Raw genomic sequence first — 6,297 nt, forward strand, 5'->3', positions numbered from 1 at the left:
CTCGTCGCGGACGGCGGCGACCCGCTCGGCGGTCAGCACCGGGCCCGCGCCGGCCCGGTCGAGCAGGACGCGGCGGCGTTCCTCGGGGGCGCGCAGGTCGACGGGCAGGTAGGCGCCGCCCGCCTTGAGGACGGCCAGCTGGGCGACGACGAGTTCGGCGCCGCGGTCCATCGCCAGCGCGACCCGCTCCTCGGGGGCGAGGCCGTCGGCGAGCAGCCGGGCGGCCAGCCGCTCGGACCACTCGTCGAGCTCCCGGTAGGTCAGTTCCCGTTCGCCGTCGCGCACGGCGGGGGCGTCGGGGGTGGCGCGGGCTCGCTCGGCGAAGATCCGCGGCGGGCTGCTCGGCGCCGCCGGGCGGGCGGTGGGGTGCCAGGAGGCGAGCAGGTCGCGGTCGGCCGCGGTGAGCGGGTCCAGGGCGGCGAGGTCGCCGTCCAGGCCGTCGGCGAGGGCGGTCAGCAGCCGGGCGAGGCGGTCGGCGGCGTCCCGGGCGGTGTCCGGGTCGAACAGCGCGGGGTCGTAGGCCAGGTCGAAGGCAAGCTGCCCGCTGAGGTGGGCGCGCAGGCACCAGGGGAAGGTGGTGGCGTCGTCGGCGCGCACCTCGACCACCCGGACGCCGGTGCGGTCGGCGGCGGACTCGTCGACGGGGTAGTTCTCGAACACCAGCATGCTGTCGAACAGCGCCTCCCCGGCGGGCAGTTCGCTCAGGGCCTGGATCCGGGGCAGGGCCAGGTGGTCATGGCGGCGGCCGTCGCTCTGCCGCTCCTGGAGGTCGCGCAGCCAGGTCCGCACCTCGCCGTCCGGGATCCGGACCCGGGCCGGCACGGTGTTGATGAACAGGCCGATCATCGTCTCGACGCCGGGGAGTTCGGCGGGCCGACCGGAGACGGTGGTGCCGAAGACGACGTCCCCGGTGCCGCCGTAGCGGGCCAGCAGCAGCGCCCAGGCGCCCTCGACCAGGGTGTTGACGGTCAGTCCGGCGGCGGCCGCGTTCTCCCGCAGCCGTACCGAGAGCGCCTCGTCGAGGACCCGGTGCACGGCGGCGGTGGCGCGGGCCCGGTGGGCTCCGGCGGGCCGGCGGTCGTAGGGCAGCGCGGTCCGTTCGGTGAACCCGGCCAGGGCGTCGCTCCAGTGCTCCTCGGCGGCCCGCCCGTCCTGCTCGCGCAGCCAGGCCAGGAAGTCCGCGAAGGGGCGCCGGACCGGGCGGGGCGCCTGGGGTCCGCCGGTGAGCGCGGCGTACTCCTCGCACACCTCGGTGAGCAGTTGTCCGGTGCTCCAGCCGTCCAGGATCACGTGGTGGGTGGACCAGAGCAGCAGCAGCTCGTCGCCGGGCAGCGCGGCCAGGGCGAGCCGGGTGAGCGGCGCGGTGCCCAGGTCCAGTCCGGCGGCCCGCTCCTCGGCGAGCAGCCGTTCCGTCTCGGCGTCCCGCTGCCCGGGCGGCAGCGCCCGCCGGTCCAGGTGGCGCACGGGCAGTTCGGCGCGGCGGGCGACCAGCTGGACGGGGTGCGGCAGGCCGCGCCAGTGCACGGAGGTGCGCAGCGCGGGGGTGCGGTCGGCGACCAGCTGCCAGGCCTCGGCGAAGGCCGCCGGGTCGGCGACGCCGGCCAGCCGGACGGCGATCCGGTCCACGTAGGCGCCGTCCTCGTCGACCAGGCCGTGGAAGAGCATGCCGGACTGCAGGGGGGTGAGCGGCAGGACGTCCTCGACCCCGCGGCCGTCGCCGACCAGCCGGTCCAGCTGTTCCTGGTCGAGGCCGGCCAGCGGGAAGTCGGACGGGGTGCGGCCGCCGGCGGCGGGGTCCGCGCAGTGCTCGGTGAGCTCGCGCAGGGCCTGGAGGGTCTGCTCGGCGAGGGCCCGGACGGTGGCCTCCTCGTACACCGCCTCCGGGTACGTCCAGCCCAGTTCGAGCCGGCCGTCCTGGACCGCCCCGATGACGTCCAGCAGGTAGGGGCGGGGCTCGTCGGGGTCGGCGTCCCGCCCGGCCGGGGGCAGCGAGCCGCGCAGCAGCCCGTCCGCGCCGGTGCCGGTGTCCCACTGCCCGTGGTAGTTGAAGCTGATCCGCGGCGCGGGCGCGTCGGCGGGCAGCGCGTCGGGGTGCAGGTGGCGCAGGGCACCGTAGGAGAGTCCGCGCAGCGGGACGGCGCGCAGCTGCTCCTTGACCGAGCGCAGGGTGTCGTGCCAGCCGGCCGCGGGGTCGACGCGCAGGGCGAGCGGGAACTCGGCGGTGAACCAGCCGACCGTCCGGGAGAGGTCCTGGTCCGCGAAGAGGTCCTCGCGGCCGTGGCCCTCGACCCCGACCAGCACGGTGTCCCGGCCGCACCAGCGGGCCAGGGTGCGGCCCAGCGCGCTGAGCAGGACGTCGTTGACCTGGGTCCGGTAGACCTCCGGGACCCGGCGCAGCAGGGCCCCGGTGGTCTCCTCGTCCAGGGTCACGGTGAGGGTGGCGGCGCCGCCGTGGGTGTTCGGCCCGGGCCGCCCGGCGGGCAGCTCGGCCGGGGCCGCGCCGGTGCGGGTCCAGTGGGCGGTGTCGCCGTCCAGGGCGCCGGAGCGGGTGTGCCGCTCCAGCCGGGTGGCCCAGCGGGCGTAGGAGGTGCCCTGGTCCGGCAGCCGGACGGGCGCGCCGGTGCGGGCGGCGCGGTAGGCCGTTTCGAGGTCGGCCAGCAGGATGCGCCAGGAGACGCCGTCGACGGCCAGGTGGTGGACGGTCAGCACGAGTTGGCCCGGCTGCCGCTCGCCGCCGTCGAAGAACAGGGCGCGCAGCACCCGGCCGCCGAGCGGGTCGAGGGAGCGCTGGGCCTGCTCGGCGGCCCGCTGCACCTCCTCCTCCACGGCGCCCTCGTGGGCCGTGAAGAGGCCGTCCGGGGCCTGCTCCAGGACTTCCTGGCGCCAGTCGGTCCCGTCGTGGCGGAACCGGGTGCGCAGCGCCGGGTGGTGCGCCGCCAGGGCGAGCACCGCCGCGCGCAGGGCCGCCGGGTCGGTGTCCGGGGCCAGGGCCAGCCGCTGGGTCATGGTGAAGCGCAGCGCGTCGCCGGGGCGGCGGCCGTCCAGGTACCCGTGCTGGATCGGGGTGAGCGGCGCCTCGGTGGGCTCGGCCTCCCGGCCGGCCGCCACGGGGGCGGCCGACTCCCCTGCGGCGAGGGCGAGTTCGGCGACGTTCTGGTAGCGGAAGACGTCCTTGGTGGTGAGCGCGAGCCCGGCGGCGCGGGCCCGGGAGACGATCTGGATGCTGAGGATGGAGTCGCCGCCGAGGGCGAAGAAGTTGTCCCGGGCTCCGATCCGCTCCACGCCGAGCACCTCGGCCCAGATCGCGGCGAGCCGCTCCTCGGTGCCGGGGCGCGGGGCGACGTACGCGGTGGTGCGGTCGGGCCGGGCGGACGGGGCGGGCAGGGCCCGCCGGTCGGTCTTGCCGCTGGTGGTGCGCGGGATGCGGGCCAGCGGGACGAACGCGGTGGGCACCAGGTGGTCGGGCAGGGTGCGCCGCAGCCAGGCCCGCAGTTCCTCGGCGGGCGGCACCCGGTCCCCGGCCGGCACCGGGTAGCCGACCAGCAGGGTCCGGCCGCCCAGTTCGCGGGCGGCGACGGCGCAGTCCGCGAGGTCGGGGTGGGTCAGCAGGGCGGCCTCCACCTCGCCGGGTTCGATCCGGAAGCCGCGGATCTTGACCTGCTCGTCGGCGCGGCCGAGGAACTCCAGCTGCCCTTCGGCGTCCCAGCGGGCCAGGTCGCCGGTGCGGTACATCCGGGTGCCGGGCGGGCCGTAGGGGTCGGCGAGGAAGCGGGCGGCGGTCAGCCCGGGCCGGCCGAGGTAGCCGCGGGCGACCTGCGCCCCGGCCAGGTACAGCTCCCCCGGCGTGCCGGGCGGCACCGGGCGCAGCGCGCCGTCGAGCACGTAGGCGGCGGTGTTGCGGCCCGGCCGGCCGATCACCGGGCGCCCGGGGTGGTCGGCGCAGCGGGCGTAGGCGGCGTCGACGGTGCACTCGGTGGGCCCGTACAGGTTGTAGGTGCTGATGCCGAACTCGGCCTGTGCGGCGCACAGGTCCCGCCAGGTGGCGGCGGGGACGGCCTCGCCCCCGAGCTGGAGCAGCCGGGGGTGGTGGGCGGCGGGGGCGAACAGTCCGGCGGCGGTGAGCTCGCGCAGGAAGGAGGGGGTGACGTTGACGACGTCGAGCCGCCGTTCGACGATCCGGGCGAGGAAGGCCTGCGGGTCCAGCCGGACGTCCTCGTCGATCAGGTGGAGCTCCTGGCCGGAGACCAGCAGCAGCGGGCCCTCCCAGCTGGTGTCGAAGGAGAGCGAGGCGCTGAGGGCGACCCGCAGCCGGGCGCCGTCGGCGGTGTGCGGGACGAGCATCCCCTCCCGGTGGTCCCGGCAGAGGTTGACCAGCTGGCGGTGCTCGACGACCACGCCCTTGGGGCGGCCGGTGGAGCCGGAGGTGTGGATCAGGTAGGCGGCGTGCCCCGGCAGCAGCGGGGCGGTCCGCTCGGCGTCGGTCAGGTCGTGGCCGGGCAGGGTGCCCCAGGGCACCTCGCGCAGGGTCCGCTCGGTGAGGACGGTGCGCGGCCGGGTGTCGTCGAGCAGCAGGGCGGCCCGCTCCTCGGGCAGGTCCGGGTCGACGAACTGGAGGGCGGCACCCGCCTTGAGCACCGCGAACAGGGCGACCAGCAGGTCGGAGGTGCGCGGCAGCCGGACGGCGACCACCTGCTCCGGGCCGGCGCCGAGGGCCGCCAGGTGGCGGGCGAGCCGGTTGGCGCGGGCGTTGAGCGCGCTGTAGTCCAGGGTGGCGTCCCGGGCGACCACGGCGGTGGCGTCCGGGGTGCGGGCGGCCTGCTCCTCGAACAGGGCGGTGAAGGTGGTGTCCGGGCCGGGCAGCGCCTCGCCCCGGCTCTGCCGCAGCACTTCCCGCCGTTCGTCCCCGGTCATCAGCGGCAGCTCGCCGACGGGCGTGTGCGGGGCCTCGGCGGCGGCCGTCAGCAGGGTGGTCAGCCGGGCGGTGAGCCGTTCGGCGGTCCGGGCATCGAACAGCCCGGTGCTGTACTCCAGGTAGCCGGTCAGTGCGCCGTCGTGCTCGGCGAAGTCGAAGGAGAGGTCGAAGGTAGCGTTGCGGACCGGCGGGGTGATCGGCTCCGCCGTCAGGCCGGGCAGCCGGGGCGCCTCGGCGCCGAGGTTGTGCAGTGCCACCATCACCTGGAACAGCGGGGTGCGGCTGGTGTCGCGCTCCGGCTGGAGGACGTCCACCAGCCGTTCGAAGGGCACCTCCTGGTGGGCCAGGGCGTCCAGGACGGTGCGCTGCGCGGCGGTCAGCAGCTCGTGGAAGGACCGTTCGGGGCGGATGTCGCCGCGCAGCACCAGGGTGTTGACGAACATGCCGACCACGTCGTGGAGTTCGCCCCGTTCGCGGCCGGAGGTGACGGTACCGACGGCGACGTCGCTCTGCCCGGACCAGCGGGCCAGCAGCACCTGGCAGGCGGCCAGCAGCACGGTATAGAGGGTGCCGTCGGCCTCCCGGCCGCGCTCGCGCAGCCGGGCGGTCAGGTCGGCGGGCAGGGTGAAGGCGACCAGCGCGCCCTCCCGGGTGCGCACCGCCGGGCGCGGCCGGTCGGTGGGCAGCTCCAGCGGCTCCAGGCCCTCCAGGGCGCCGCGCCAGTGGGCGAGGTCGGCCTCGGCGGCGGCGGTGCGGGTGCGCTGCCAGGCCGCGTAGTCGGCGTACCGGACGGGCAGCGCGGGCAGGTTCGGGCGACGGCCTTCGAGGGCGGCGGCGTACAGCTCGCCGAGGTCGCGGCCGAGCACGCCCATCGACCAGCCGTCGGTGGCGATGTGGTGCACGGCCAGGGCGAGGACGTGCTCCTCGGCGGCCGTGCCGAGCAGCCGGGCGCGCAGCACCGGCCCGGCTTCGAGGTCGAAGGGGGTGGCGGCGATCCGCTCCAGCCGGGCGTCCAGCTCCGCCGGCCGGACGGGCTCGTACGGCAGCTCGACGGGGTGCGGCGGGTGCACCACCTGCCGGGCCCGGCCGTCCCGTTCCGCGTACGTGGTCCGCAGCGCCTCGTGCCGTGCGACCAGGGCGTCCAGGGCGGTGCCCAGGGCGGCCCGGTCGAGGGGTCCGCGCAGCCGCAGCACCGACAGCGAGGTGTACTCGGTGCTGCCGGGCTCGAAGCGGTCGAGGAACCAGAGCCGCTGCTGGGCGTAGGAGAGCGGCGCGTCGGCGTCCGGGTCGGCCCCGTACGACCGGATCATCTCCACCGTGTCGCTGCGGCGCATCCCGCCCGCCTGGCCGGCTCAGACCCGGCCGGGCGGGGTGATCGTCAGCCC

The 6,297-nt window shown here is 76.9% G+C and carries 2 protein-coding genes; one reads left to right on the forward strand and one right to left on the reverse strand.

What is annotated here, in order from left to right:
* On the reverse strand, positions 1–6,246 hold a 6,246-nt coding region (locus AB0E96_RS36990; RefSeq protein ID WP_359830557.1), incomplete at its 3' end, for an amino acid adenylation domain-containing protein.
* Between AB0E96_RS36990 and AB0E96_RS36995 the strand changes: the two genes are divergently transcribed.
* Positions 6,230–6,297 (forward strand): hypothetical protein (locus tag AB0E96_RS36995; RefSeq protein ID WP_359830559.1); only part of this gene is annotated, 68 nt, incomplete at its 3' end. The two genes, AB0E96_RS36990 and AB0E96_RS36995, sit on opposite strands and share 17 nt — an antisense overlap.

This window comes from Kitasatospora sp. NPDC036755 (genome assembly GCF_040636595.1).
Taxonomy (GTDB): domain Bacteria; phylum Actinomycetota; class Actinomycetes; order Streptomycetales; family Streptomycetaceae; genus Kitasatospora.